We start from the raw sequence: 26,319 nt of genomic DNA, 5'->3' as shown, positions 1-26,319 counted from the left end.
GGGAGGACGTCCGGGGAGAGGGCGCCCGCCTGGGCCGCGTCGCCTGGTACCGCAGACGACCTAGGTCTGGGCCAGTTCGCGCACCGTGGCCATATCGCTGAAGGGCAGCAGCTCCTCGCCGACGATCTGGTGTGGTTCGCTGCCCTTGCCGGCGATCAGGACCGTGTCGTCGGGGCCCGCCGCGGACAGGGCGAAGGCGATCGCCTGGCGGCGGTCGGTGTAGCGCCGGAAGGGGGTGCCGGTCGCCGTGAGGCCCGGGGAGACCTGGTCCAGGATGGCCTCGGGGTCCTCGTTGCGGGGGTTGTCCGAGGTCAGGACGCAAAGGTCGGAATGGGTCCCGGCGATCTGGCCCATCTCGGCCCGTTTGGTGGTGTCGCGGTCCCCGCCGCAGCCGAAGACCGTGATCACCCGGCCGCGGGCGAAACCCCGGATGGTGGTCAGGACCTTGTCCAGGGAGTCCGGCGAGTGGGCGTAGTCCACGATCACCGACGTGCCCAGCGGGGTCCGGAAGCGTTCCAGTCGGCCCGGGACCGGCGGCATCCGGTCGAGCGCGTCGACCAGGGGGCCCAGCTCGTGCCTCAGCACATGGCAGGCCGCCACCGTGGCCAGCGCGTTGGCCACCGAGAACCGGCCGGGGACCGGGATCGAGGCCGGGTAGGCACGTCCGTCGTGGTGGAGCGTGAACCGCGTACCCGAGGCACTCACCACGAGGTCGGTGGCCCGGTAGTGAGCCGGGCGGTCCAGGGCGTACGTGGTCACCGCACCCGGCATCATCGACACGATGGACGCGCCCACCGGATCGTCGGCGTTGACCACCGCACGCCGGCACAGTCCCTGGAAGAGCCGCAGCTTGGCGTCCCGGTAGTCCGCCATCGTCCCGTGGTCGTCCAGATGGTCCTGCGTGAGGTTGGTGAAGACCCCGACGTCGATGAACGTACGGTCCACCCGGTGCGTCAGCAGCGCCATCGAGGTGGCTTCCAGCACCACGCCGGCGGCCCCGCGGTCGCGCATGTACCCCAGTAGGTACTGCAGGTCGGGAGATTCCGGCGTGGTCAGCACCGATGGCGGCATGGGGATCGGCTCATCGCCGATCCTGCTTCCGGCGGTTCCGATCACCCCCACCCTGGAGCCCTCGGCGATCCGCAGGACGGACTCGACCATGTACGAGACGGAGGTCTTCCCGTTGGTGCCAGTGATCGCCACCATGTCCATCTGCCGCCCGGGCTCGCCGAAGTAGCGGGAGGTCACCACCGCGGCGGCCGTCCGCGTGTCGGGTACCCGGACGGCGCAAGTGCCGGGGGGCCATCCCGCGGCCGGCAGGGCGGGTTCACTGCCGTCGACGAGTACGGCGGCGGCACCCCGGGCCAGGGCGGGCGAGACGGAGCCGGGGCCGCCCTCCCGGTGTCCGGGTACGGCGATGAAGAGCGAGCCCGGCATCACCCGGTCGGCGTCGAAGGTGGTTCCCGCGGTGATCAGCGTCGTGTCCGGATCACCCTGGAGGACGTGGTGCTCCTGCCCGGCCAGCAATTCGCTCAGCTTCACAATGATCCCTTCGAGGGGGCTCGGGCCCGGGCGTGCGGCCGTAGCCAGGCGGCAGCGCCGGCGGCATGCCGGGAAGCTGCTGTGGTGATGTGGAGCAGAGGGGCCGGAGGCGCGAAGCGCTAGCCGTGGCCGTGCAGGGCCGTACGGCGCGTCTTGGACGGTACGGCGAGGGCCGCGCCGGCCGGGTCGACGACGGTCGGAACCCCGGCGGCCGGGCGCATACCGGAGGCGGCCTGCTGCAGGCACTGCCTCGAGGAACGTGTGCGACCCATGGGCCGAGTGTACGGCCCACCCAGCGGCCCGGGGTTCACCACTGCTGGCGCGCGAAGGCCACCGGTCCGTCTACGACGGCGACCAGCCGTCCCCGTACGTGGATGCATGGCGGGAGGCGATGGCTCAGGTGGGGCGGCGCTCGTCCTGGCGCGCACGGACCAGAGCGCCCGATTCGAACCAGCCACAGGATCACTGGACGTCCACGGCGGATACCGACCCGCACCACAGTGCGCGCCGAGCCCAACTGGGCACTACGGCAGGCTGGGTGACCTACTGGTGGTGTTCTACGTATACGAAGCGGCCCTGCACCTACGCATCGGCGATCATCAAATTGAAGTGGGGGCAGCCCAGAGGCACGACACGAACGCCCTGTCGGAACGCAGCTGATCCCGCCCCGTCGCCCTCCTGGAGCGACCGGCTCCAGGAGGGCGGATCCGAAGCCCGTTACCTGCGGTGTCCACGACCTCACCGTTCCGCAGGCGCGGCATCCGGGACCCGTCAGGCGTGGTTGACCGGGAGGACGTCCGGGGAGAGGGCGCCCGCCTGGGCCGCGGCCGAGGTCATGCGGCGGCGGTGGTGGCGGCGGCACAGGACCTCGTAGCCGATCTCCTCCGCCGGGCGGTTCACGTCGCCGACCACGACCTGCGCGCCCTCGACGACCATCTCCCCGCCCACCGTACGGGCGTTGTGCGTGGCGCGGGCGCCGCACCAGCACAGGGCCTCGACCTGGAGCTGCTCGAGGCGGTCCGCCAGCTCGATCAGCCGCTGCGAGCCGGGGAAGAGCTTGGTGCGGAAGTCCGTGGTGATGCCGAAGGCGAAGACGTCCATGTCGAGGTCGTCGACGATCCGGGCGAGCTGGTCGATCTGCTCGGGCGCCAGGAACTGCGCCTCGTCCACGATCACGTAGTCCGCCTTGCCGCCCTTGGAGAGCTGGGCGACCAGGTACGCGTACAGGTCCATTCCCTCCGGCGCCTCGACCGCCTCCGTCACCAGGCCGAGCCGCGAGGACAGCTTGCCCTCGCCCGCCCGGTCGTCACGGGTGAAGATCACGCCCTGGAGCCCCCGCGCGTCACGGTTGTGGGCGATCTGGAGCGCCAGAGTGCTCTTTCCGCAGTCCATCGTTCCGGAGAAGAACACCAGCTCGGGCATGGGAAGTACGGGACCTTTCCGGTCGTGGGCAGGAGGGGGAGGCAGGGAGGAGCGTCGGTCAGGTGCGGATTTCGAGCAGCGGGACGAGCTGCTCGGCCGCGGTCATGGAGCCGTGCATTCCGACGAGGGCGGACTCGTTGGGCTCGTTGCGCGAGGCGGTGATCGCGACATCCGCCTGGGCGGCGGCCACGACGTCCCCGATCCGGCCGAGCACGCGCTCGTCGCACTCCCCCGGCGGCCCGAACCAGCCCAGTTCCAGGGCCTCTTCACGGCTCGCGACCCAGAACCGGTCGCCGAGCACCTCGCGCCACACGGTCAGCACGTCGGCCCCGGCCCCCGGCACGGCGTACACGTGCCGGGCCCGGCCCTCGCCGCCGAGCAGGGCCACGCCCGCGCCCAGCTCCCAGTCCTCGTCGAAGTCGATCCGGGAGTCCTCGTCGAAGGGGACGTCGACCATGCCGTGGTCCGCGGTCACGTACAGGGCGGTACGCGGCGGCAGTTGCTCGGCGAGGCGCTGCACGAGCCGGTCGACCAGCATCAGCTGGCCGCGCCAGGCGTCGGAGTCCACGCCGTGGCGGTGGCCGGCCCCGTCGAGCTCGCTGAAGTACGTGTACACGAGCGAGCGGTCGCCGGCCGCGAGCTGGATCGCCGCGAGGTCCATCCGGTCCTCGCCGGTCATCCGGCCGTGGAAGGTGCCGCCGGACAGCGCGATCTTGGTGAGCGGGGTGGTCTGGAACGCGGGCGAGGACACCTGGGCGGTGTGCACCCCGGCCTTGTCGGCCAGCTGGAAGACGGTCGGGTACGGCTGCCAGGGCTTGGGCGCGGTCCACGGCTGCCAGCGGAGCTGGTTCATCAGCTCGCCGGTGGCCGGGTTGCGCACGGCGTAGCCGGGCAGGCCGTGGCGGGCGGGCGGCAGGCCGGTGCCCACCGAGGCCAGCGAGGTGGCGGTGGTCGCCGGGAAGCCCGCGGTGATCGGGCGGCCGGTGCCGCCGCGCGAGCCCGCGAGCAGGGAGGTGAGGTACGGAGCCTCGTCCGGGTGGGCCTTGATCTGCTCCCAGCCCATGCCGTCGACCAGGAAGACGCAGTTCCGGTCGGCCGGGGTCAGCTCCGCGATGGAGGCGGTGAAACCGGGGACGCCCTGGCCGGCCACGAGGGTGGGCAGCAGGTCGGCGAGCGAGCCGGCGCCGTACTCGGGGACGGGGGCGGCCGCGAGATCCAGCAGCTCCGGCTCGTCCGCCCAGTTCTGCGCGGCGGGGTACGCCATCAGCGGGCGGAGGTGGACGTGGAGGTGGCCGCCGTTGCCTCGCTGAGCGCCTGCGCGAAGACCAGGGTCTGGCGCACCGCCTCCGGGCCGTCGCCCGCCTCGCTGACCCGCAGGCTGAGGTCGTCGGCGGTGGAGTTGCCGGTGTAGCCGTGGTCGGAGTCGCAGTTCGGGTCGCCGCAGGCGGCCGGCTCCAGGTCGATCCGGGAGACCGCGCCCCAGCCGATGGTCAGGACGACCTCGCGGGGCAGGGTGCCGGGGGTGTAGGACTCCGGGTTCGCGACGACGCGGCTGAGGACCACGGAGGAGATGCTGGAGAGCTTGACCGACTCGGTGGAGGTGGTCGCGTACGGGGACGGGGACCCGGCGTCGGCGGCCTGCTCGTCGGTGTGGCTGACGATGAAGCGGTTTCCGGTCAGGACCAGCACGGTGACGTGGCGGCGCACCTCGTTGGAGTCGAAGGTCGTCTCCTGGTGGACCAGGTACGACGAAATCGGCTCGCCGCCCACCGCGGCCTCCACGGCCTCGGCCACGAGGGCCGGGTAGTAGCCGCTGCGCTCGATCGCCGTGCGCAGCCCCTGGGTCGTCGTACCGGATTTCGCCATGAGGTCCATCCTAAGGCCCGCACGGGGCGCCCCGGCCTCTCCGTACGCGCTCAGTAACTGGGGAGGGTCCGCGGTCCGAGGTCGCCGCGGGCGGGCGGGTGCGCGACGCGGACGGTGGCGCTGAGTACGGACAGTCCCTCGGTGGCGACGACCACGGGCTCCAGGGAGACGTCGATCACCTCGGGGTGGTCGTCCACGAGGCGGGACAGGCGCAGGAGCAGCTCCTCCAGGGCGGGGGTGTCGACGGCGGCGCTGCCCCGCCAGCCGAACAGGAGGGGTGCGGTCCGGATGGACCGGATCAGCCCGGCGGCGTCCCGGTCGGTGGCCGGGACCAGGCGGTGGGCGGTGTCCCCGAGCAGCTCGGAGGCGACGCCGGCGAGCCCGAAGGAGAGGACGGCGCCCGCGGCCGGGTCGATGACGGAACGGACGACCGTGTCGACCCCGCGGGGCACCATCGCCTGGACCACCGGCTGGAGCTCCGAGGGCTTGCCCAGCAGGCCGGTGAGGTCCTCGTACGAGAGCCTCAGCTCGGCCTCGTTCCTGAGGTCGAGCCGTACGCCGCCCAGGTCGGCGCGGTGGCGCAGGTGCGGGGCGGTGGTCTTGAGGGCGACCGGGTATCCGAGTACCCCGGCGGCCCGGACGGCCGCGTCGGGGCTGGGCGCCGGCAGGGCGTGGATGACGCGGATCCCGTACCGCCCGAGGAGCTCGCGGGCGTCCCACTCGGCCAGGGTGAGCACGGCTCCGCCGTCGACGTCGGCCAGCAGCCGGGCCAGCTGGGCGGCGGCGCCGGGCTCGTCGATGTCCTCGTACTCGGGGACGTGGCCGGCCTCGGCGCTGGCCCGCCGCCACTGTCCGTACCGGACGGCTTCGGCGATGGCGCGTACGGCCCGCTCGGCGGCGGGATAGCTGGGGATCCGGTCCCCCGCGGTGCCGGCCCCGCCGACGGCCCCGGCGCTGGGCCCGGCGCCGGGCCGGGGGCGGAGCCCCGGTTCGGGCAGGGGCGCGGCGGGTGCGGGGCCCCGCGTGGCGGACAGCGCGTCCACCAGTTCGCCGAGCTCCACGTGCACCACGGCCACGGGCTTGCCCGGCACCTCGGCCACGGCCTCGCGCAGGGAATCGGCCAGGTCGTCGGCGAGCGCGTGCTCGCTCACCCAGGGGATGGCGGTGACCACCACCGCGTCGCAGTCGTCGGAGGCCAGCGCCGAGACCAGCGCCGCGCGGAAGTCCTCGGGCGAGGCAGCCGTCGTCAGGTCGAGCGGCGGCAGCGGCCGCAGCCCCTGGGCCAGGCAGGCGTCGTACGTGAGGACCCCGAGGGACTCGGAGTTGCCGAGGATCGCGATCCGGGGCCCGGCGGGCAGCGGCTGCGCGGCCAGCAGGAGGCCGACGTCCACCAGCTCCGTCACCGTGTCGACCCGGATCACGCCCGCCTGCCGCAGCAGGTCGGAGACGGTGGCGTCGGGCAGCCGGGTGCCCGGGACCACGTGCCCCGCCGGGGTGTGGCGGCCGCCCCTGGCGACGACCACCGGCTTCTCGGCTGCGGTCCGGCGGGCGAGGCGGGTGAACTTCCGCGGGTTGCCGAGGGTTTCCAGGTACATCAGGGCGACGTCGGTCGCCTCGTCGTCGTACCAGTACTGAAGGATGTCGTTGCCGGAAACGTCCGCCCGGTTCCCCGCGGAGACGAAGGAGGACAGGCCCTCGCCGCGCCGGAGCAGGGCGGAGAGCAGTGCGATCCCGATCGCCCCCGACTGCGTGAACAGGCCGATCCGGCCCCGCATCGGCATCGGCGCGGGCGTCAGCGAGGCGTTGAGCTCCACCTCGGGCGCGGTGTTGATCACCCCGTAGGCGTTCGGACCGATGAGCCGCATCCCGTACGAGCGCACCTGGCGCACCAGTTCGCGCTGGCGGGCGAGTCCGGCCGGGCCGCTCTCCCCGTATCCGGCGGACAGCACCACGAGCCCCTGTACCCCGTGTTCGCCGCAGGCCGCCACGGCCTCGGGCACCCGGTCCGCCGGAACCGCGATCACCGCGAGGTCGACGGGGGCGCCGATGGCGTCGATCGTGCGGTAGGCCCGCACGCCGTCGAGCAGGTCGAGGGCGACCTCCTCGTTGACGGCGTAGAGGTGGCCGTGGAAGCCGCTGTCGCGCAGGTTGCGCAGCGCGGCGGCGCCCACGCCCGCGCCGGAGCGGCTGACTCCGATCACCGCGACCGAGCCGGGGGCCAGCAGCCGCTGCACCGAGCGGGCCTCGGCGCGCTGTTCGCGGGCGCGCTGCACGGCGAGGGACTCGGCGGTGGGTTCGAGGTCGAGGGTGAGGTGGACGGAACCGTCCTCGAAGCTGCGCTTCTGCTGGTAGCCGACGTCCGTGAACACCTTGATCATCTTGCTGTTGGCGGGCAGCACCTCGGCGGCGAACCGGCGGATGCCGCGCTCGCGGGCCACCGCGCCGATGTGTTCGAGCAGCGCGGAGGCCACTCCGCGGCCCTGGTGGGCGTCCTGGACGAGGAAGGCGACCTCGGCCTCGTCGGCGGGGGCGGTGGCGGGCCGGCCGTCGGAGCCGATGCGGTCGTAGCGGACGGTGCCGATGAACTCCCCGCCGATGGTCGCCGCGAGGCCGACCCGGTCCACGTAGTCGTGATGCGTGAACCGGTGCACGTCGCGGTCGGAGAGCCGGGGGTAGGGAGCGAAGAAGCGGTAGTACTTCGACTCGTCGGAGACCTGCTCGTAGAAGCTGACCAGCCGGCCCGCGTCCGCGGTGGTGATGGGCCTGATCCGGGCGGTGCCGCCGTCACGCAGGACGACGTCCGCTTCCCAGTGGGCCGGGTACGAGGGGTCCGACTCGGTGGTCATGGGCCTACCTTACGGCCGGGAACGGCCCGGCAGCGCTCGCGCGGCGCATTAGGCAGGCTGGGGCAAAACGGTGCAAGCTGGGGGAGGCCGAACGGCGGGAGATCCGAGCCGAAGGCCGGTCGGAGCATTCCGGGCGTCGTGAGAGACTGGTCTAGACAACCGTAAGAACCTGAAGGGCATCACCATGGCAGAGCGCCGCGTCAACGTCGGCTGGGCCGAGGGCCTGCACGCTCGTCCCGCCTCGATCTTCGTCCGCGCGACGACCGCTTCCGGCGTCCCGGTGACCATCGCCAAGGCCGGCGGCGACCCCGTCAACGCCGCTTCCATGCTGGCGGTTCTGGGCCTGGGCGCCCAGGGCGGCGAGGAGATCGTCCTCGCCTCCGAGGCCGACGGCGCGGAGGTCGCACTGGACCGCCTCGCGAAGCTGGTCGCCGAGGGTCTCGAGGAGCTCCCCGAGACCGTCTGACCCTTCGGGTTCGACCCACGCGGTACACCCGCCGGAGCCGCGGCCCCCACCACCCCGGGGCCGCGGCTCCGGCGTTCGCGGGTCCACCCAGCTCCGCCCAGCTCCATCCGGCTTCACCCGGTTCCCCCCGGCTTCACGGAATACGGCACGCGAAAACACGGCAGCGCTGCGGGCACGGCGAATTCGGCGCCACGAAAATGCGGCAGCCCGGAAATGCGGCAGCCCGGAAATGCGCCGGCGCGGGAATCCGACTCCACGGGAATTCGGCGCGCAACAAATTCACGCACCCCGGAAATCCCGGCAGCGGCGCCCGGATACGTCCCTTTGTATACGGGCCCTGTTAATGCCGGCCGCTCGCCATGTTTACGGAAGGTTGCGAAGTGCTCACCGTCGGCCGGAGCCGCGGCCGGTGCGCGGCCGTCGCCCGGTCGGCGTGGACCGCCGTCAGCGCCCGGGCCCGCTCCGCGTCCCCGCGCGCCACCGCGTCCACGATCGCCCCGTGCTCCGCCCATGACTCCACCGGCCGGGCCGGCGCCTCCACCACGTACATCCACGCCACCTTGTGCCGCATCTGCGTGAGCAGGGCGACCAGCCCGGGACTCCCGGAGGCCTGCGCGAGCGTCTCGTGGAACCAGCCGCCCAGGGACCGCAGATCCTCGCCCTGGCCCCGCCTGGCCCGCTCCTGGCCCAGCCTGACCAGCCCGCGCAGCACCTTGAGGTGGGCCTCGGTGCGCCGCCGGGCCGCCCTGGCGGCCGCCAGGGGCTCCAGCAGCATCCGCACCTCCAGGAGGTCGGCGGCCTCCTGCTCGGTCGGCTCGGCCACACAGGCGCCCGCGTGGCGCCGCGTGGTCACGAACCCCTCGGACTCCAGGGTCCGCAGCGCCTCGCGGACCGGGACGCGCGAGACTCCGTACCGGCGGGCCAGCACTTCCTCGGTCAGCCTGCCGCCAGGTTCGAAGACCCCGGAGACGATGTCGTCGCGGATTGCCGTGCATACCGCGTGCGCAGGAATACGCAAGACCGAACCTCCGCTATTTCTGACTGCCACGCTCATTGGACGCGCATGTGCGCAACTCGACTCTATTGCAACACACGATAATTTCCGAGAGCGCTCGGAAATGCGAAACATTTGCCCGCCGGAGCAGCGCGAAGGCCCCGGCTCGGGGAGCCGGGGCCTTCGGTGAAGCGGTGCGGTGCGCGTCAGAGGCTGACGTCGTGCGAGCGCAGGTACGCGATCGGGTCGATGTCCGAGCCGTACTGCGAGCCGGTGCGGGCCTCGAAGTGCAGGTGCGGGCCGCTGGAGTTGCCGGTGGAGCCCGACAGGCCGATCTGCTGGCCGGGGGTGACCTGCTCGCCGACGGAAACGCTCAGCGAGGACATGTGCCCGTACTGGGTGTACGTACCGTCGTTGTGCTTGATGACGACGTTGTTGCCGTACGCGCCGCCCCAGCCGGCCTCGACCACGACGCCCGCGCCGACCGCGTGGACGGTGGTGCCGGAGGCGGCGTGGAAGTCGATGCCGGTGTGGCTGCCGGAGGACCACATGCCGCCGCCCGCCTTGTACTGCGTGCTGACGTACGAGCCGTCGACCGGTGCGACGAAGGTGTTGAGGCGCTTGCGCTCCTCCTCGCGGGCCGCGCGCTCGGCGGCTTCGCGCTCGGCCTTCGCCTTGGCCTCGGCGAAGCGCTTGGCCTCGGCGGCCCGCTGCTTGGCGTCGGCCTCGGCCTGAGCCTGGGCGGCCGCGTGCTCGGCAGCGCGGTGCTGGGACGCGGCCTGGTCCTGGATGTCGTCCTGGAGGTCCTCGGCGACGACCACGGCGCCGAGAGCGTTGTCCTGGGGCGACTGGTGGTCGCTGTTGTCCGCGGCGAAGGCCGGAGCGGCGAGGGAGCCGACGACACCAGTGGTGGCGAGGGCGGCTATGCCGGCGTAGCCGGCGGTCTTGCGGCTCAGACGGCTGGAACCACGGTGCTTACCGGAGCCGGCGGGACGACTGCCAAACGCCATGAAGGGGTTGATCCTTTCCTTCCTTCTCGCCTACCGGGTTAGCTGACGGGTTCGGAGCAGGAAGGTCTCCTACGGGCCCCCTCTGGCGAGGCGGTCCGATTCACCCCAGGGACACATGTGGGTCCCCGGCTCCCCAGGCTCGCGCCTGACGGGGACTCGGCGATCGCTGCCCGGTGCCGCGGATGCGACGGGTACGACTGACGGACAGCACGAGTGACGCTAGGCGGATCATCAGTCAATCGCCAAACAGACACGCCTTTTTGTTGCGTACGCCACACCACATAAAAGCAACCTCACCACCAAACGGACAAAAGGGCCCTGGCGGACAAGCCCGCCAGGGCCCTGCGTGAATCGGCCAGTCGACCGACTGCCGCCGTCAGTTGGTGACGACGCTCACCTCGCCGATCCCGAGGGCGCGCACCGGCGCCTCGATCTGCGCGGCGTCGCCGACCAGGATGGTGACCAGCCGGTCCGCCGGGAAGGCCTTCACGACCGCCGAAGTCGCCTCCACCGTCCCGGTTTCGGCCAGCTGCGCGTACAACTGCGCCTGGTAGTCGTCCGGCAGCTCCTGCTCGACCTGGTCCGCGAGGGTTCCGGCGACCGAGGCCGCCGTCTCGAACTTCAGCGGGGCCACGCCCACCAAGTTCTGCACCGCCACGTCCCGTTCGGCATCGGTCAGGCCGCCCTCCGCGAGGGTGCGCAGCACCTCCCAGAGGTCCTCCAGCGCCGGGCCGGTGTTCGGGGTGTCCACGGAGCCGCTGATGGCGAGCATCGAGGCGCCCTTGCCGTCGGCGGTCGAGCGCAGCACCTGGCCGAAGGAGCGCACGCCGTAGGTGTACCCCTTCTCCTCGCGCAGCACCTTGTCCAGGCGGGAGGTCAGCGTGCCGCCCAGGCAGTAGGTGCCGAGCACCTGGGCCGCCCAGACCCGCTCGTGCCGGTCCGGCCCGATCCGGCCGATCAGCAGCTGCGTCTGGACCGCGCCGGGCCGGTCCACGATGACCACGCGGCCGGTGTCGTCGGCGGTCACCGGCGGCACCGGGAGGGGCTCGGCGGTACCGCCCGTCCAGGCGCCCAGGGTGTCCGCGACAACGGCGTCCAGGTCGATGCCGGTCAGGTCGCCGACGACCACCGCGGTGGCCGTGGCGGGGCGTACGTGGGCCTCGTAGAAGGCGCGTACGGCCGCGGAGTCGATCCGCGCGACCGTCTCCTCGGTGCCCTGGCGCGGGCGGGACATCCGCAGGGAGGCCGGGAACAGCTCCTTGGAGAGCTGCTTGGCGGCGCGGCGCTGCGGATTGGCCAGCTCGTGCGGGATCTCGTCGAGCCGGTTGCGCACCAGGCGGTCGACCTCGGCATCGGCGAAGGCCGGCGCGCGCAGGGCCTCGGCGAGCAGGCCGAGCGCCTTGGGCAGCCGGGAGGCCGGGACCTCCAGGGAGACCCGCAGGCCCGGGTGGTCGGCGTGCGCGTCGAGGGTGGCGCCGCAGCGCTCCAGCTCGGCCGCGAACTCCTCGGCGGAGTGCTTGTCGGTGCCCTCGGACAGGGCGCGGGCCATGATGGTGGCCACGCCGTCCAGGCCCTCGGGCTCGGCGTCCAGCGGGGCGGCGAGGTTGACCTCGACCGCGATCACCTGCTGGCCCGGGCGGTGGCAGCGCAGCAGGGTCAGGCCGTTGGCCAGGACCGAGCGGTCGGGGGCCGGGAAGGCCCACGGCTGCGGTTCACCGGCCTGCGGGCGCGGGTGGAAGGTCATCGTGACGGCTGCGGTGTCGCTCACTGCTCCGCCCCTTCGTTCTCGTTCGCGTCGTTCTCGTCGGACTCGTCGGCGTCGGCGTCCGCGCCGATCGGCTCGTAGACCAACACGGCACGGTTGTCCGGGCGCAGCCGGGCCGCGGCCACGGCCTGCACTTCCTCGGCGGTGACGGCGAGGACGCGCTGGACGGCGGTCAGGGCCAGCTGCGGGTCGCCGAAGAGCACCGCGAAGCGGCACAGTTCGTCGGCGCGGCCCGCGACCGTGCTCAGCCGGTCCAGCCACTCCCGCTCCAGCTGCGCCTGGGCGCGCTCCATCTCCTCGGCCGTCGGGCCCTCGGCGGCGAACCGCGCGAGCTCCTCGTCCACGGCCGCTTCGATGTCGGGCACCTCGACGCCGCCGGAGGTCTTGACGTCCAGCCAGCCCAGGGAGGGCGCGCCGGCCAGGCGCAGCATGCCGAAGCCGGCCGCGACGGCCGTCTGGTCGCGGCGTACCAGGCGGTTGTGGAGCCTCGAGGACTCGCCGCCGCCGAGGACGGTCAGCGCCACGTCGGCGGCGTCGCACTCGCGGGTGCCGTCGTGCGGGAGCCGGTAGGCGGCCATCAGGGCACGCGCCGGGACCTCCTCGACGATCTCCTCGCGCAGCTCCCGGCCGATGACGTCGGGCAGCGAGCCGTCACGGGGCGGCTGCTTGCCGTCGTGCGCGGGGATGGTGCCGAAGTACTTCTCGATCCAGTCGAGCGTGCGCGCCGGGTCGATGTCGCCGACCACCGACAGCACCGCGTTGTTGGGCGCGTAGTACGTACGGAAGAAGGCGCGCGCGTCCTCCAGGGACGCGGCGTCCAGATCGGCCATGGAGCCGATCGGCGTGTGGTGGTACGGGTGGCCCTCGGGGTACGCGAGGGCGGTCAGCTTCTCGAAGGCCGTGCCGTACGGGACGTTGTCGTACCGCTGGCGGCGCTCGTTCTTGACGACGTCGCGCTGGTTCTCCATGGACTCGTCGTCCAGGGCGGCCAGCAGCGAGCCCATGCGGTCCGCCTCCAGCCACAGCGCGAGCTCCAGCTGGTGGGTCGGCATCGTCTCGAAGTAGTTGGTGCGCTCGAAGCTGGTGGTGCCGTTCAGGGAGCCGCCGGCGCCCTGGACCAGCTCGAAGTGCCCGTTGCCCGGTACGCTCGCCGAGCCCTGGAACATCAGGTGCTCGAAGAGGTGAGCCAGGCCGGTTCGCCCCTTGACTTCGTGGCGCGAGCCGACGTCGTACCAGAGGCAGACCGCGGCGACCGGGGTCAGGTGGTCCTCGGAAAGCACCACGCGCAAGCCGTTGGCCAGCCGGTGTTCGGTTGCTGTCAGGCCGCCGGAGCCGGCCTGGGCTGTGGCCGTGTGACCCATGGGCATGTGGTCCCTTCGATCGCGATGCAGAGATTTCTGTCAGACCTGCCACTGTATGCAAGCGCGTCGGCCGCCGGATAAGTTCCCGGGTCACACCCTGGGTCGGAGTCGGCGTTGTCGGTGCCTCGGGCCACAATGGTCCGCGTCAGACCCCCAGCACACTCATTCTTGGTTAAGGAGCCGCGCAGCGATGGCCCGCCGCAGCACGAAGACCCCGCCGCCGGAGGATTTCGAGGAGAGGATCCTCGACATCGACGTCGTCGACGAAATGCAGGGCTCCTTCCTCGAGTACGCGTACTCGGTGATCTACTCCCGTGCCCTGCCCGACGCCCGGGACGGCATGAAGCCGGTGCACCGCCGCATCGTGTACCAGATGAACGAGATGGGTCTGCGCCCCGACCGCGGGTACGTGAAGTGCGCCCGCGTCGTCGGCGAGGTCATGGGCAAGCTCCACCCGCACGGTGACGCGTCGATCTACGACGCCCTCGTGCGCATGGCCCAGCCCTTCTCGATGCGGCTGCCGCTGGTCGACGGCCACGGCAACTTCGGTTCGCTCGGCAACGACGACCCGCCGGCCGCGATGCGTTACACCGAGTGCAAGATGGCCGACGCCACGTCGCTGATGACGGAGTCGATCGACGAGGACACCGTCGACTTCACCGCCAACTACGACGGCCAGGAGCGGGAGCCGGTCGCGCTGCCCGCCGCGTACCCGAACCTGCTGGTCAACGGCGCGTCCGGGATCGCGGTCGGCATGGCCACCAACATGCCTCCGCACAACCTCGGCGAGGTCATCGCGGCCGCCCGCCACCTGATCCGCTACCCGCACGCGGACCTGGAGGCGCTGATGCGCTTCGTGCCGGGTCCCGACCTGCCCACGGGCGGCCGGATCGTCGGGCTCTCGGGCATCAAGGACGCCTACGCGAACGGCCGCGGCACCTTCAAGATCCGCGCGACGGTGGCGGTGGAGAACGTGACGGCGCGCCGCAAGGGCCTCGTCGTCACGGAACTGCCCTTCACGGTCGGCCCCGAGAAGGTCATCGCGAAGATCAAGGACCTGGTCGGTTCGAAGAAGCTCCAGGGCATCGCGGACGTCAAGGACCTCACCGACCGCTCGCACGGCCTGCGCCTGGTCATCGAGATCAAGAACGGCTTCCACCCGGAGGCCGTCCTGGAGCAGCTGTACAAGCTGACGCCGATGGAGGAGTCCTTCGGCATCAACAACGTGGCCCTCGTGGACGGGCAGCCGCTGACGCTCGGCCTCAAGGAGCTGCTGGAGGTCTACCTGGACCACCGCTTCGAGGTCGTCCGGCGGCGCAGCGAGTTCCGCCGCACCAAGCGCCGCGACCGCCTGCACCTGGTCGAGGGCCTCCTGGTGGCGCTCATCGACATCGACGAGGTCATCCGGCTCATCCGGGACAGCGAGAACTCCGCGCAGGCCAAGGCCCGGCTGATGGAGCGGTTCTCGCTGAGCGAGATCCAGACCCAGTACATCCTGGACACCCCGCTGCGCCGGCTCACCAAGTTCGACCGGATCGAGCTGGAGTCCGAGCGCGACCGGCTGACCGGCGAGATCGACGAGCTGACCGGGATCCTGGAGTCCGACGCCGAGCTGCGCAAGCTCGTCTCGGCGGAACTGGCGGCGGTCGCGAAGAAGTTCGGCACCGAGCGGCGTACGGTCCTGCTGGAGTCGGCGGGCACGGCGGTCGCGGCGGTTCCGCTGGAGGTCGCGGACGACCCCTGCCGCGTGCTGCTGTCCTCGACGGGCCTGCTGGCCCGCACCGTGACCGGTGAGCCGCTGGCGGAGGCCGACGGCAAGCGCGCCAAGCACGACCTCATCGCCTCGCAGGTACTGGCGACGGCGCGGGCCGAGGTGGGCGTGGTGACCTCAGCGGGGCGCCTGCTCCGGCTGTCCGTGATCGACCTGCCGCAGCTGCCGGACACCGCGACCGCACCGGCCCTGGCGGGCGGAGCCCCGATCACGGAGTTCCTGACCGGCCTGGAGGCGGACGAGAAGGTGATCTGCCTGACCTCGCTGGACGAGTCATCGCAGGGCCTGGCGCTCGGCACCGAGCAGGGCGTCGTCAAGCGCGTCGTGCCGGACTACCCGGCCAACAAGGACGAGCTGGAGGTCATCACCCTCAAGGACGGCGACCGGATCGTCGGCGCGGTCGAGCTGCGCACGGGTGAGGAGGACCTGGTCTTCCTCACCGACGACGCCCAGCTGCTGCGCTACCCGGCGGGCCAGGTGCGCCCGCAGGGCCGCCCGGCGGGCGGTATGGCGGGCATCAAGCTCTCCGAGAACGCCAAGGTGATCCACTTCTCGGCCGTCGACCCGGCCCGGGACGCGATGGTGTTCACGGTCGCGGGCTCGCACGGGACGCTGGACGACTCGGTGCTGTCCGCGAAGCTGACCCCCTTCGACCAGTACCCGCGCAAGGGCCGGGCCACCGGTGGCGTGCGCTGCCAGCGGTTCCTGAAGGGCGAGGACGTACTGGTACTGGCCTGGGCGGGCAATTCCCCGATCCGGGCCGCGTCGGCGAACGGCACTCCGGCCGAGCTGCCGGCCGTGGACCCGCGCCGGGACGGCTCGGGGGCCGCGCTGCCCGCGGCCGTCGCGGCGCTGGCGGGAGCCGCCCTGTAGGACGTACGACGCCATTCAGGTGGTACGCCCAACGGGGGACGTACCACCTGAATGGCGACTAGTGTTTTCCCTCTTGGCACTGGCGGGTGGGGCGGGAGAACAGAGCTGATGAGTCGTCGCTCGGGCGGAGTGATCGGGGACTGGGCGGAGGCTCAGCGCCGGATACAGCAGACGCAGTTGATCCAGCAGCGCGAGGCGGAGCGCCGGCGGCGCCAACAGCAGGCCGCCGACCGGCAGTACCGCGAGGCCGAGGCCCGACGGCGTACGGAACACATCGAGGCGGAAGTCGCCGCCCTGCAGAGCCTGCTGGCCACGGGGTGCCGGGCGCCGGCGTTCCGGATGGCCGAGCTGGTCCGGTCCGAGCGGCTCGAACCTTTCGACCCGGGCACCCTGGCGCACCCCGTGCCGATGCCGCAGCTGATCCAGTTCCAGCAGAGCTCAGGCTGGACACTCGGCTCGAACCGGCGGGTGCAGGCCGAGCGCGAAGCGCACGCCCGGTACACGCAGGCCTGGCAGGCCGCGAACGCGGCGGAGGCCCAGCGGCAGCGCCAGTTGGCGGCGTACCGGCAGCAGTACGACGTCTGGGCCGCGGAGCAGCTGGCCGGGATCCGCGCGCACAACAGCGGGCTGAGCGAGCTCGGCGGGAGGCTGCGCGTGGGCGACGCCGAGGCCGTGGTGGAGTACTTCTCGGCCGCCCTGTACGCCTCGACGGCCTGGCCCGAGGCGCTGCCGAGGCAGGTGACGGCAGCGTACGACCCTGGTGCTCGCCAGTTGGTGCTGGACTGGGAGCTGCCGCCGTACGCGGTGGTGCCGGAGAACAAGTCGGTGCGGTACATGCCGAGTACGGGCCAGGACAAGGAAACGGCCCGCCCGGCCACGCAGCGGCGGGCGCTGTACCGGGACCTGCTGGCGCAGTGCGTGCTGCTGGTGGTGCGTGAACTCTACGCCGCGGACGAGTTCGGGGCGCTGGACTCGGTGGTCGTCAACGGTTTCGTGGACGACCACGATCCGGTGACGGGTCGCGAGGCACAGATCGTCCTCGCCACGGTGCCGGTGGCCCGGCCCGCCTTCGAGGGCCTGCGGCTGGAGCAGGTCAGCGCGGTGGACTGCCTGGTGGAGGGCTTGCGCGGGCAGCTGTCGGCGCGGCCCGACCAGCTGACCGCGGTACGCCCCGGGCGCAGGCCCGACGAGGTCGGCGGCGGCGTCGTCAGCCACGGCGGGCACGCGGGCGGCGACGAGGACGAGCCCGATCTCTTCTCGATGGACCCGATCGCCTTCGAGAACCTGGTCGCCGAGCTCTTCCGGGCGATGGGCATGGAAGCGGTGACCACCCAGCGGTCGGGCGACGGCGGGGTGGACGTCGAGGCGCTGGACCCGGCCCCGATCCGGGGCGGACGGATCGTGGTGCAGGTCAAGCGCTACCGCAACACCGTGCCGCCGACGGCGGTACGGGACCTGTACGGGACGGTCCAGGACAAGGGGGCGAACAAGGGGGTGCTGGTCACCACCGCGTCCTTCGGGCCGGGGTCGTACACCTTTGCCAACGGCAAGCCCCTGGAGTTGGTTCCCGGCGACAAGCTCGTGGAGCTGCTTCACCAGTACGGGTTGCGGGGGCGTCTGGGAGACGGTGCCACCGCGGGCGTCCCGACGCGGCGAACGCCCGAGCCCGCCCCTTCGGCGGACCACAACGTGCTGGGCATGTCCTGGACGGGCTCGGTCGCGCTCGACGTGTGCGCGCTGGTCTGCACGGGCAACCGGGTGCTGAGCGAGGACCACTTCGTCTTCTTCAACAATCCGCGGACACCCGACGGTTCGGTACGGACCCGCGCCCACGCGGCGCCCGACAAGGCGGCGCTGGAGGTCGCCTTCGAGGCGCTTCCGCAGGCGGCCGACCGCCTGGTCCTGGTGGCCGCGATCGACCCGGAGGCCGATCCGCACGCCGACCTGGCCGGTTTCACCGAGGCCCGGATCCGGCTCCTGGACGCGGCCGGTGCGGAGGCCGGGCAGCTGGAGGTCTCCGACGGCCGGGCCGGCGAGACCGCGCTGGTGCTCGGGTCCTTCCGGCGCCGGGCGAACGGTGACTGGGACTTCGTGATCGGCGGCAAGGGCTACCGGGGCGGGCTGGAGGACCTGCTGCGGGAGTACGGCGTGGAGGTCGCCTAGAGAACGGCTTCGGTGGCCTCGGCCTCCGGGTCCGCGGGCCTGGCCACGTACCGCAGTACGCCCCACATGCTCTCGGGGCGCGCCTCGTGCGGGGCCGGTTCGCGGCAGGCCTCCAGTTCGCTCAGCAGGCCCGGCCCGTCGGTGCCGGAGCCGATCAGGACCAGCTGCGTCAGGCGTGCCTCGCCCCGCCCCCAGGGCTGCGGGGCGAAGCGGAGGAAGCGGCCGACCGCGTGGACCTCGTACCGCTCCTGGTGCCCGGGCACGCCGAAGTAGACGAAGCCCTTGATCCGGTAGAGCCCGGCGGGGCGGCGGTCGAGGAAGTCGATGAACCGGCGCGGTGACAGAGCCTGCTCGGAGACGAACTCGACGCTTTCGTACGCCGCGTGCGCGTGGCCGCTGTGGCCCTGACCGACTTCGTGGCCGACTTCGTGGTCGTCACCGTGGTCCTCGGCTTCCGCGAGCAGGTCCTCGAAGGAGAGCTGCCCGCGGGTCTCGGTCCAGGGCCGCCGGTCGAAGAGCAGTTCCGGGTCGATCCGCCCGTGGTCGGCGCCCACGACCGGAATGCCGGGGGCGCAGAGCGCGGCGAGCTCCTTCTCGATCCGGGCCCGCTCGGCGGCGTCCACCCGGTCGGTCTTGTTGAGCACGACCAGGTCCGCGACGGCGAGGTGGCGGTCGGTCTCCGGGTGCCGGGTCCGGGTCGCGTCGAACTCCGCCGCGTCCACGACCTCGACCATGCCTCCGTAGCGGACGCCCGGATTCTCGTTGGCCACGAGCATCCGGACCATCTCCTGGGGCTCGGCCAGCCCGCTCGCCTCGATGACGATCACGTCGATGCGGTGGACGGGCGCGGCGAGCTTCTCCAGGTACGCGTCGAGCTCGCTGCCGTCGACGGCGCAGCACAGGCAGCCGCCGCCGAGGGAGACCATCGAGTCGCCGAGCTGGCCGGCCACCGACATGGCGTCGACCTCGATCGAACCGAAGTCGTTGACGACGACTCCGATCCGGGTGCCCCCGCGGTGGGCGAGGAGGTGGTTGAGGACGGTGGTCTTGCCGGATCCGAGGAATCCGGCGAGGACGACGACGGGGATGGGCTGCCTGCTGTTCACCCGGCCGATCGTAGCCAGACTCCGTCAGCCGAGCGGCGGCACCGGCACCGGCTGCGGCGCGGGCGGTCCGGCGTACCGGGCTGCCGGGCGGATGATCTTCGAGTCGGCGGCCTGTTCCAGGATGTTGGCACTCCAGCCGACCACTCGGGCCGCGCAGAAGGTCGGGGTGAACATCTCGCGCGGGAGCCCGCACAGTTCCATGACCACGCCCGCGTAGAACTCCACGTTGGTGTGCAGTTCGCGGCCCGGCTTGAGCTCGGCGAGAATCTCCTCGACCTGCCGCTCGACCTCGACGGCGAGGTCCACGAGAGGGCCGCCGAACCCGCGGGCGATGTCGCGCAGCATGCGCGAGCGGGGATCCTCGGTGCGGTAGACGGGGTGGCCGAAGCCCATGATCCGGTCACCCGCCAGGACCCGCTCGCGGATCCACGGTCCGATCCGGTCCGCCGTGCCGATGGCGTCGAGGGTGTCCAGGGCCCGGCTCGGGGCGCCGCCGTGCAGCGGGCCGGAGAGCGCGCCGATCGCCCCGGTCAGGCAGGCCGCGACGTCCGCGCCCGTGGAGGCGATGACGCGGGCGGTGAAGGTCGAGGCGTTGAAGCCGTGGTCGATGGTGGAGATCAGATACCGCTCGACCGCGCGGGCCTTGACCGGGTCGGGCTCCTGCCCGGTCAGCATGTAGAGGTAGTTGGCGGCGTACGGAAGGTCATCGCGCGGCTCGACGGGCTCCAGGCCCTGGCCCAGCCTGTGCAGCGCGGTGAGCAGGGTCGGTACGGCGGCGCAGGCGGCCAGCGCGTCGGCGGCCCGGCGGACGGGGTCGAGGTCGTAGACCGGGCGGAATCCCGCGGAGGCGCCGAGCAGCGAGAGCCCGGTGCGCAGTCCGGCGAGGGGTCCGGAGAGCGCGGTGGCCCGGGCGAGGGCGGGCAGGGCGTCCCTCACCGCGTCGGGGAGCCGGCGCAGCGGTGCGGTCTCGGCGGCGAAGGCGGCGCGCTCGGCGGTGTCCACGGGCAGGGCGCCGCGGAACATCAGGTGCCACACGTCCTCGAAGCTTCGGCTCCCGGCGAGCTCGACGGCCGAGTACTGGCGGTAGTGGTAGAAGCCCTCGCGTCCCCGGACGTCACCGAGCTCGGTCTCGGTGACCACGACTCCCGCGAGACCGCGGGGTGCTTCGACGGTGGTGTCGGTGGTGTTCATGCATCGACCATCGATGATTGATGGAATCATTGTCAATCTTGATTGAATCAACATATGTAGGGTGGCGTGCATGAACGAAGAGCGACGGCTCACCACCCGGCAGGCCGCCGAGCTGCTCGGGGTGAAGCCCGCGACCGTGTACGCCTACGTCAGCCGGGGCCAGCTCACGAGCCGACGGGACCCGGTCGGGCGCGGCAGCAGCTTCGACGCGCGCGAGGTGGAGGAGCTGGCCCGGCGCAGTCGGCGGGAGGCGGCGGCCCCGGCCGGGGAGCTCGCCGTACGGACGGCCCTCACGCTGATCGAGCCGGACCGCTACTACTTCCGGGGCGTGGACGCCGTGGAACTGGCCTCGCGGTACGCCTTCGAAGAGGTCGCGGAGTGGCTCTGGACCGGAACGCTCCCGCGCGGGGCCCGGTTCACCGCTCCCCCGGAGCCGCTCGCCGCGGCGCGGCGGGCGGTGGCCGCCCTGCCGGCACACAGCGGTCCCGTGGACCGGCTGCGGGTGGCGGTCGCCGCCGCCGCGGTGGCCGATCCCCTGCGCTTCGACCTTTCGGAGGAAGCCGTACTCGGCTCCGCGCGCTGCCTCATCCCCACGCTGGTCGGCGCCCTGCCCGTGGTCGGGCCCGCCCCGTGGGCCGGCGACGGCCGGACGGCCCGGCAACTGTGGGCGCGGCTGACCGAGCGGGAGCCGGACCCGGACGCACTGGCCGTCCTGGACCTGGCGCTGGGGCTCCTCGCCGACCATGATCTGGCCGCCTCCACCCTGGCGGTACGGGTGGCCGCGTCGGCGCGGGCCCATCCGTACGCGGCGGTATCGGCCGGACTCGGCGCGCTGGAGGGACCGCTGCACGGCGCGGCCGGGCGGCTGGCGCACCGGATGCTGGTGGAGGTCCTGGAGCGGGGCGGAGCCGCCCCGGTGGTGGCGGAGTACCTGCGGGCGGGGCGCCGGGTGCCGGGGCTCGGCCACCGGCTGTACCGGGGCGAGGACCCCCGCGCGGCGGCGCTGTTCGGGCGGCTGGAAGGCCTGGCGCATGCGGGCCCCGCACTGGCCGCGGCGCGCGAGGTGTCCGCGGTGATGGCGCGGCAGGGCGGGCTGCACGCCAACGTGGACCTCGCGCTGGCGGTGCTGACGGTGTCGTGCGGGATGGAGGCGGAGGCCGGCGAAACGGTCTTCGCGGTGGCGCGCACGGCGGGCTGGATCGCGCACGCGCTGGAGGAGTACCAGGAGCGGCCCCTGCGGATGCGGCCGAGCGGCGAATACCAGGGGCCGCGCCCGCCGCAGCCGATGCCGTGACGGGCTGGCCCAGATCCACCGGGGGCATGGCGCAGCGAGTGCCCTGACCGCACGTCCATGCCACTGTCACTCACTTACGCAAGCCGACACAAATAACGCAAGCGTTTCGCGTGCACGATACAGATTCCGCTTTTGCCGGAGCCGACCTACCGTTGCTGCTCATGCGGTTCCTCCTCATGAGCGCTCGGCGCCTCGGGCTGCCCAGACGGGCCGTCTCGCAGATCCTGCTGACCCAGCTGGCCATCGCAGGCGGGGTCGTCACGCTGGCCACCGGGCTGTTCCTGGCTCCGCTGAGCACGCAGCTCGACGACCAGGCCATGCGGCGCGCCCTGGCCATCGCGCAGAGCGCCGCGGCCGACCCCTCGCTGGCCGCAGACCTCCTGGATTCCCGCGCTTCCGCCGACAGCCCCGTACAGTCCTCGGCCGAGCGGATCCGCCGGGCCACGGGCGCCGAGTACGTGGTCGTCATCGATCTGAACGGCATCCGGCGGTCGCATCCCAGCCCCGGACGGATCGGGCTGCCCGTCTCCACCGACCCCAGCGACGCCCTGGCCGGACGCGAGGTCATGGAGATCGACGAGGGCACCCTGGGCCGCTCGGCCCGCGGCAAGGTCCCGCTCCTGGCCGCCGACGGCGAGATCGTCGGCGCGGTATCGGTCGGCATCGCCTACGACAGTGTCCGCGACCGGCTGCTCGGCGCCATCCCGGGCCTGCTCGCCTACGCGGGCGGTGCGCTGGCCGCGGGCGCCCTCGCCGCCTACCTGCTGTCCCGCAGGATCCATCGGCAGACCCGCGACCTGGCCTTCTCCGACATCGCCGGGCTGCTCGCCGAACGCGAGGCGATGCTGCACTCCATCCGCGAAGGCGTGATCGCTCTCGACCGGGAGGGCCGGGTCCGGCTGGTCAACGACGAGGCCCACCGGCTGCTCGGCCTCACGGCGGACTGTGCCGGCTCCCTCGCCGGACGCCCGCTGGACGACGTACTCGGCGCCGGGCGCACCGCCGACGTCCTGTCGGGCCGCGTCACCGGCCGGGACCTGGTCACCGTCCAGGGCCCGCGGGTCCTGGTCGCGAACCGGATGCCCACCGAGGACGGCGGCGCCGTCGCCACCCTGCGCGACCGCACCGAACTGGAGCACCTGGGACGCGAGCTCGACTCCACCCGGGGCCTGATCGACGCCCTTCGCGCCCAGGACCACGAACACGCCAACCGCCTCCACACCCTCCTCGGCCTGCTGGAGCTGGGCCTGCACGAGGAGGCGGTGGAGTTCGTGACCGAGGTCGTCGGGGTGCACCGCACCACCGCCGAACAGGTCACCGAGAAGGTCCACGACCCGCTGCTGGCGGCCCTCCTCGTAGGCAAGGCGACGGTGGCCGCGGAGCGAGGCGTCCCCCTGCGGCTGGCCTCGGCCACGCTCCTGCCCGACCGGGTCGTGGACCCGGGCGGCCTCGTCACGATCCTCGGCAACCTGGTGGACAACGCCCTGGACGCCGCGGCCGGTTCGACGGCGCCCCTGGTCGAGGTGGAGCTGCGCGCCGAAGGACGCACGGCCGTGCTCCTCGTGCGCGACAGCGGCCCCGGGGTCCCTGCCGCGCGCCGCGAGGAGATCTTCACGGAAGGCTGGTCGACCAAGCAGCCCAAGGCCCACCGCGAGCGCGGGCTGGGCCTCGCCCTCGTACGCCGCCTCGCGGAGCGGCAGGGCGGCAGCGCCCGGGCCGGCGAGACAGCGGACGGAGGGGCGGAGTTCTCCGTCGTACTCCCGGAGGCCCTGCGATGAACGAGACCCCGATCCACGTATTGGTCGTCGACGACGACATGCGTGTTGCCCGGATCAACGCGGCGTACGTGGCGAAGGTTCCCGGATTCCAGGTGACGGCGCAGGCCCATTCGGCGGCCGAGGCCCTCGACTTCCTCACCTCCCGCCCGGTGGACCTGATCCTCCTCGACCACTACCTCCCGGACGAGAACGGCCTCGATCTGGTGCGCCGCCTGCGCCAGCTCGGCCACCGCACCGACGTGATCATGGTCACGGCCGCGCGCGACCTGGCCACCGTCCAGGCCGCCATGCGCCTCGGCGCCCTCCAGTACCTGGTCAAGCCCTTCACCTTCGCCGGCCTGCGCACGAAGCTGGAGGCGTACGGAACGCTGCGCCGCACCCTGGAGACGGGCGGCGAGGCCGAACAGGCCGAGGTGGACCGGATCTTCGGCGCCCTCGCCGCCGCCGGATCCCCGAACGACCTGCCCAAAGGCCACTCGCCCACCACCGCGGAACTGGTCCGCCAGGTCCTGCGCTCCGCCGACGGCCCGCTGTCCACCCAGCAGATCGCCGACCGCGCGGGCATCAGCCGCCAGACCGCCCAGCGCTACCTCAAGCTCCTCGAACGCTCCGGGCGCGTCAGCCTGGCCCTGCGCTACGGCGAGACCGGCCGCCCCGAGCACCGCTACACCTGGCTCCCGTCGGACGGGTCCTGAACGGGCTCACACCGCTCCGGCGCCGGTCAGCGAGCGCACCTCGGTCTCCGCGTGCTTGCGCTCGTCGGCCTCCTCGACGGAGGTGACGGTACCCAGCCAGCCCGCCAGGAAGCCCAGCGGAATGGAGACGATGCCCGGGTTCTGCAGCGGGAAGTACTGGAAGTCCACGCCCGGGAAGAGCGATTCGGGGCTCCCCGACACCACCGGCGAGAGGACGACCAGCAGCACCGCCGGGATCAGGCCGCCGTACACCGACCAGACGGCTCCCCGCGTGGTGAAGCCGCGCCAGAACAGCGAGTACAGCAGCACCGGCAGATTGGCCGAGGCGGCCACCGCGAAGGCCAGGCCCACCAGGAACGCCACATTGAGGTCCTGGGCGAGCAGCCCCAGGGCGATCGCCACCGCCCCGATGCCGACGGCCGCGGCCCGGGCCACGGAGACCTCGCTGCGCTGCCTGGCGTGGCGCCTCTTGAGGGAGGCGTAGAGGTCGTGGGCGACGGAGGCCGACGAGGCCAGGGTGATCCCGGCGACGACCGCAAGGATCGTGGCGAAGGCGATGGCGGCCACGAACGCGAACAGCACCGCGCCCCCCGCCGAGTCGGCGCCGCCGCCGAGGAAGGCGGCGAGCAGCGGAACGGCCGTGTTCCCGGAGGCGTTGGAAGCCCGCACCTCGTCGGGGCCCAGGAGCGCCGCCGCCCCGAAGCCGAGCACGATGGTCATCAGGTAGAAGCCGCCGATCAGCGCGATCGCCCACACCACCGAGCGGCGCGCCGCCCGCGCGGTGGGCACGGTGTAGAAGCGCGACAGGATGTGCGGCAGTCCGGCGGTGCCCAGGACCAGTGCGAGACCGAGGCTCATGAAGTCCACGCGGGCGGTCCAGCCCCCGCCGTACTTGAGGCCGGGACTCAGGAACCGCAGGCCGTGCCCGCTCCGGCCGGCGGCGGTCGTGAGCAGCTGGTCGAAGTTCCCGTGGAAGCGCAGGAGGACGAGCACGGTCAGCGTGATCGCCCCGCCCATCAGCAGCACGGCCTTCACGATCTGGATCCAGGTCGTGGCCCGCATCCCCCCGAAGGACACGTAGACCACCATCAGGGCGCCGACGCCGACCACGGTGAGCGTCCGGGCCGCGGCGCTCGAATTGCCGAGGAGCAGGGCGACCAGACTGCCCGCGCCGACCATCTGCGCGACGAGGTAGAGCACGGAGACGACCACCGACGAGGTGCCCGCCGCGATGCGCACCGGCCGCTCGCTCATCCGGGCGGCGACCACGTCGGCGAGGGTGAAGCGCCCGCAGTTGCGGACCAGTTCGGCGACCAGGAACAGCACCACCAGCCAGGCGACGAGGAACCCCACCGAGTACAGCAGGCCGTCGTAGCCGAAGAGGGCGATCAACCCCGAAATGCCGAGGAAGGAGGCGGCGGACATGTAGTCGCCCGCGATAGCGAAACCGTTCTCCAGGGGGGAGAACAGCCGCCCGCCCGCGTAGAACTCCTCGGCCGACCCGTGCCGGTTCCGGCTGACCCAGGTGGTGATGCCCAGGGTCACCGCGATGAAGACACTGAACAGGACCAGCGCGAGGGCCTGGTGTTCCGTGGTCACCGGCCGGCCTCCCTCGCCCGGTTCCGCACCTGGTCGCGCTCCTGCTCGAAGACGGTCCAGCGCAGGTCCAGCGCGGCCCGGTCCCGGCGCAGCCGCGCGTGGCGGGCGTAGGCCCAGGTCAGCAGGAAGGTGCTGAGGAACTGGGCGAGCCCCGCCAGCATGGCCACGTTGACCGCGCCCGCCACGGGCCGGGCCATGAGGCCGGGCGCCGCGGTGGCGGCGACCACGTAGGCGACGTACCAGAGGAAGAAGCCGGCGGTCGCGGGGACGACGAACCTGCGGTAGCGGCTGCGGACCTCCTGGAATGCTGCGCTGCGCTGCACTTCGAGGTAGATGTCGGATGCGCCTGGCGCGGGGCGGTCGCCGAAGGCCGGGCGCGGCGGGGCCGTTTCCTCACCCTCGCCCCAGCCGACGGCCAGCGCGTCGTACCAGGGGTCGTCCAACCGGATCGTTCCGGTATCACGACCATCGTGCTTGTCCACCGAACTCTCCTTGTCCGCTGCCGCATTGGCCGCGCGCCCCCAAGGATGGGCTCAATGGTCGCTTTCCGGACTGATGTCCCGGTGCTCTTCACTCC

20 protein-coding genes and 1 riboswitch are annotated in these 26,319 nt (G+C 72.4%); of the genes, 6 read left to right on the top strand and 14 right to left on the bottom strand.

Going from position 1 to position 26,319, the window contains the following annotated elements; all coding sequences use genetic code 11:
* Positions 1-60 precede the first annotated feature (60 nt).
* From OG737_RS23235 to OG737_RS23210, 6 genes are all read right to left on the bottom strand, one after another.
* On the bottom strand, positions 61-1,542 hold the full coding sequence (locus tag OG737_RS23235) for a UDP-N-acetylmuramoyl-L-alanyl-D-glutamate--2,6-diaminopimelate ligase (RefSeq protein WP_405921929.1): 1,482 nt from the start codon (positions 1,540-1,542) through the stop codon (positions 61-63).
* A gap of 119 nt (positions 1,543-1,661) precedes the next feature.
* Positions 1,662-1,814 (bottom strand): hypothetical protein, encoded by a 153-nt coding sequence (locus OG737_RS23230; RefSeq protein ID WP_328928053.1) that lies wholly within the window; start codon positions 1,812-1,814, stop codon positions 1,662-1,664.
* A gap of 499 nt (positions 1,815-2,313) precedes the next feature.
* A complete protein-coding gene (locus tag OG737_RS23225; protein ID WP_328928052.1) occupies positions 2,314-2,964 on the bottom strand; it encodes a thymidine kinase in 651 nt (216 codons plus the stop codon).
* 58 nt (positions 2,965-3,022) lie between these two features.
* Positions 3,023-4,228 carry a nucleotide pyrophosphatase/phosphodiesterase family protein gene (locus OG737_RS23220; RefSeq protein ID WP_328928051.1) on the bottom strand — a complete coding sequence of 402 codons (1,206 nt, stop codon included), beginning with the start codon at positions 4,226-4,228 and terminating at the stop codon, positions 3,023-3,025.
* Positions 4,228-4,830 carry a DUF5998 family protein gene (locus OG737_RS23215; RefSeq protein ID WP_328928050.1) on the bottom strand — a complete coding sequence of 201 codons (603 nt, stop codon included), beginning with the start codon at positions 4,828-4,830 and terminating at the stop codon, positions 4,228-4,230. The genes OG737_RS23220 and OG737_RS23215 overlap by 1 nt, the downstream gene beginning before the upstream one ends.
* A gap of 50 nt (positions 4,831-4,880) precedes the next feature.
* Positions 4,881-7,676: a GNAT family N-acetyltransferase gene (locus OG737_RS23210; RefSeq protein ID WP_328928049.1), complete on the bottom strand. Its 2,796-nt coding sequence runs from the start codon at positions 7,674-7,676 to the stop codon at positions 4,881-4,883.
* Positions 7,677-7,860: 184 nt separating this feature from the next.
* On the opposite strand from OG737_RS23210, the gene OG737_RS23205 reads away from it, so the two are divergent.
* Positions 7,861-8,142 (top strand): HPr family phosphocarrier protein, encoded by a 282-nt coding sequence (locus tag OG737_RS23205; RefSeq protein ID WP_328928048.1) that lies wholly within the window; start codon positions 7,861-7,863, stop codon positions 8,140-8,142.
* A 340-nt stretch (positions 8,143-8,482) separates the two neighbouring features.
* Here the strand turns inward: OG737_RS23205 and OG737_RS23200 are convergent, their stop codons facing one another.
* The 4 genes from OG737_RS23200 to OG737_RS23185 form a co-directional block, all read right to left on the bottom strand.
* Positions 8,483-9,160 (bottom strand): GntR family transcriptional regulator, encoded by a 678-nt coding sequence (locus tag OG737_RS23200; protein ID WP_328928047.1) that lies wholly within the window; start codon positions 9,158-9,160, stop codon positions 8,483-8,485.
* A gap of 182 nt (positions 9,161-9,342) precedes the next feature.
* Positions 9,343-10,146: a M23 family metallopeptidase gene (locus OG737_RS23195; RefSeq protein ID WP_328928046.1), complete on the bottom strand. Its 804-nt coding sequence runs from the start codon at positions 10,144-10,146 to the stop codon at positions 9,343-9,345.
* A gap of 13 nt (positions 10,147-10,159) precedes the next feature.
* Positions 10,160-10,318, bottom strand: a riboswitch (cyclic di-AMP (ydaO/yuaA leader).
* Between the two features lie 204 nt (positions 10,319-10,522).
* The gene (locus OG737_RS23190) at positions 10,523-11,890 is read right to left on the bottom strand and encodes a pitrilysin family protein (protein WP_328930454.1); all 1,368 of its coding nucleotides are present in this window, start codon (positions 11,888-11,890) and stop codon (positions 10,523-10,525) included.
* A 20-nt stretch (positions 11,891-11,910) separates the two neighbouring features.
* A complete protein-coding gene (locus tag OG737_RS23185; protein ID WP_328928045.1) occupies positions 11,911-13,272 on the bottom strand; it encodes a pitrilysin family protein in 1,362 nt (453 codons plus the stop codon).
* A 190-nt stretch (positions 13,273-13,462) separates the two neighbouring features.
* On the opposite strand from OG737_RS23185, the gene OG737_RS23180 reads away from it, so the two are divergent.
* Together OG737_RS23180 and OG737_RS23175 are read left to right on the top strand one after the other, a co-directional pair.
* Positions 13,463-15,916 (top strand): DNA topoisomerase (ATP-hydrolyzing) subunit A, encoded by a 2,454-nt coding sequence (locus OG737_RS23180; protein ID WP_405921928.1) that lies wholly within the window; start codon positions 13,463-13,465, stop codon positions 15,914-15,916.
* A gap of 108 nt (positions 15,917-16,024) precedes the next feature.
* The gene (locus tag OG737_RS23175) at positions 16,025-18,079 is read left to right on the top strand and encodes a restriction endonuclease (protein WP_405678185.1); all 2,055 of its coding nucleotides are present in this window, start codon (positions 16,025-16,027) and stop codon (positions 18,077-18,079) included.
* Here the strand turns inward: OG737_RS23175 and OG737_RS23170 are convergent.
* Complete coding sequence (locus OG737_RS23170; protein ID WP_405678187.1) at positions 18,076-19,185, bottom strand: CobW family GTP-binding protein; 1,110 nt, start codon at positions 19,183-19,185, stop codon at positions 18,076-18,078. The genes OG737_RS23175 and OG737_RS23170 overlap by 4 nt on opposite strands.
* A 24-nt stretch (positions 19,186-19,209) precedes the next feature.
* Entirely contained in the window at positions 19,210-20,376 is a 1,167-nt protein-coding gene (locus OG737_RS23165) for a citrate synthase/methylcitrate synthase (protein ID WP_405921927.1), read from the bottom strand.
* A 70-nt stretch (positions 20,377-20,446) separates the two neighbouring features.
* Between OG737_RS23165 and OG737_RS23160 the strand changes: the two genes are divergently transcribed.
* From OG737_RS23160 to OG737_RS23150, 3 genes are all read left to right on the top strand, one after another.
* Entirely contained in the window at positions 20,447-21,670 is a 1,224-nt protein-coding gene (locus tag OG737_RS23160; RefSeq protein WP_328928040.1) for a citrate synthase, read from the top strand.
* Positions 21,671-21,846: 176 nt separating this feature from the next.
* Positions 21,847-23,448, top strand: a complete 1,602-nt coding sequence (locus OG737_RS23155) for an ATP-binding protein (protein WP_405921926.1) — start codon at positions 21,847-21,849, stop codon at positions 23,446-23,448.
* Positions 23,445-24,143: a response regulator gene (locus OG737_RS23150; RefSeq protein ID WP_405678192.1), complete on the top strand. Its 699-nt coding sequence runs from the start codon at positions 23,445-23,447 to the stop codon at positions 24,141-24,143. Before OG737_RS23155 ends, OG737_RS23150 begins: the two co-directional genes overlap by 4 nt.
* 6 nt (positions 24,144-24,149) lie before the next feature.
* On the opposite strand, the gene OG737_RS23145 is transcribed toward OG737_RS23150, so the two are convergent.
* Positions 24,150-25,742 (bottom strand): cation acetate symporter, encoded by a 1,593-nt coding sequence (locus tag OG737_RS23145; protein WP_405921925.1) that lies wholly within the window; start codon positions 25,740-25,742, stop codon positions 24,150-24,152.
* Complete coding sequence (locus OG737_RS23140) at positions 25,739-26,224, bottom strand: DUF485 domain-containing protein (protein WP_328928036.1); 486 nt, start codon at positions 26,222-26,224, stop codon at positions 25,739-25,741. The genes OG737_RS23145 and OG737_RS23140 overlap by 4 nt, the downstream gene beginning before the upstream one ends.
* Between the last annotated feature and the right edge of the window lie 95 nt (positions 26,225-26,319).

The organism is Streptomyces sp. NBC_00122 (assembly GCF_045160845.1).
GTDB lineage: Bacteria > Actinomycetota > Actinomycetes > Streptomycetales > Streptomycetaceae > Streptomyces.
This window is presented reverse-complemented; position numbering and strand designations above follow the sequence as displayed.